Below are 1,310 nucleotides of genomic sequence, written 5' to 3'. Positions count from 1 at the left end.
GGGGCGGTCGATAACCGCCATACCATGCGTGAGGAGCGGGCGCGTTTCGATGCGCAACAATAAATCAAAGGCGCATTGTCAGAGCGTATTCCGAAAACTGAGAACCGGTTTTTGGATAAGATACGCGTAAAAACAAAGAGATAGAACGAGCGCCGTGATCCGGTTTGAATGCAAACCGCTCTGACAATGCGCCTTCCTTTCTTATCGTGTTATTTTTTCACGGTAACGGATACAGAGCGTACTTTGTTTTTACTGGCACTGCAATCGACTGTAATTGCATCCCATGCAGCACTTCCGTTGCGCTGACGGGCTTCGCCGCTGAGCCTGACGGTTACATTGCCGTTGTTGCGGTTCAGTTGCGCAGCATCATAATCGGCTTGCGTAAAGCCGAAGCGGTCATATTTATATTTCTTGTTTTTGGTCAGATCATGCGCTGTTGCAGAGCATAAAGCAGTTTCCGGCTTTGCCTTGCTGTCATTGATGGCCAGATTGTAATTAGCTTTAAAGTCAGAGCTCTGTTTTGGCACAGCTTCCGCCTGAACAAGGGAGGATGAGCCGATAAGAGAAATTATTACAACTGAGGCTTTAAAAGGAAGAGTTAACATAGCAAATCCTGCCGTTTATTGATTGAACGTAATATACTTGTTGATCGTAATGATCTGATTAATATTGGTTTTTAAAATATCGCAGAAAACTATGATCTATTTTAGTGCAAATGAGGGTTAAAAGCTGCCTTCTATATCGTTTTACAGTAATATGTATCGAGAATTCTCTGTTCCTCACTTCAAAAACATTTCCTATGATGTGAGGTTGTTAAGAATAAACAAGCAAAAGAAATGAAGCCACCATCAGCGGAGGAATGAATAAGGCCGCAGCAGTGAGAATATTTGAAACAGGCCGGTGAATTGAAATCTTCTTTTTATAAAACTCAAAATTTCTCACGGATTTTATAGTTTGATAGAGTAGCAGATAGGTGCATATGGCGAAAAACCCGATGTTCCAGCCTGATAATTGAGCCGGTGTCGGCCGCCCGGGAACGCCGAGTATCCACGGGATAATGAGAAGGCCGCACAGAACAGCGATTACATCAGGATATATGCGTATTATAAATTTTATCATGCCGATCTCTGTTCTTGGAATGCCGGATATTTAAGTTGAGGCAAGATTCAAAGAATGGCAATGTTGCAACGCAAGAAACCGGCATGTGTTCCGAAACATAAGTGGCCGGTTTCGGATCAAGATACGGAAACAATCCGCTGTCTGCGCCGCAGGCCTTGACAAGACAGGCTTTCACTCCTTAAAAGCCGCTC

At 43.9% G+C, this 1,310-nt stretch carries 1 protein-coding gene; it reads right to left on the bottom strand.

Annotated features, from left to right (window positions below; translation table 11 throughout):
- Positions 1-209 precede the first annotated feature (209 nt).
- Positions 210-605: a BspC domain-containing protein gene (locus tag A918_RS0114250; RefSeq protein WP_022711715.1), complete on the bottom strand. Its 396-nt coding sequence runs from the start codon at positions 603-605 to the stop codon at positions 210-212.
- Positions 606-1,310: the final 705 nt, after the last annotated feature.

Source organism: Pseudochrobactrum sp. AO18b (genome assembly GCF_000409565.1).
GTDB classification, from domain to species: Bacteria; Pseudomonadota; Alphaproteobacteria; order Rhizobiales; family Rhizobiaceae; genus Pseudochrobactrum; species Pseudochrobactrum saccharolyticum.
This window is presented reverse-complemented; position numbering and strand designations above follow the sequence as displayed.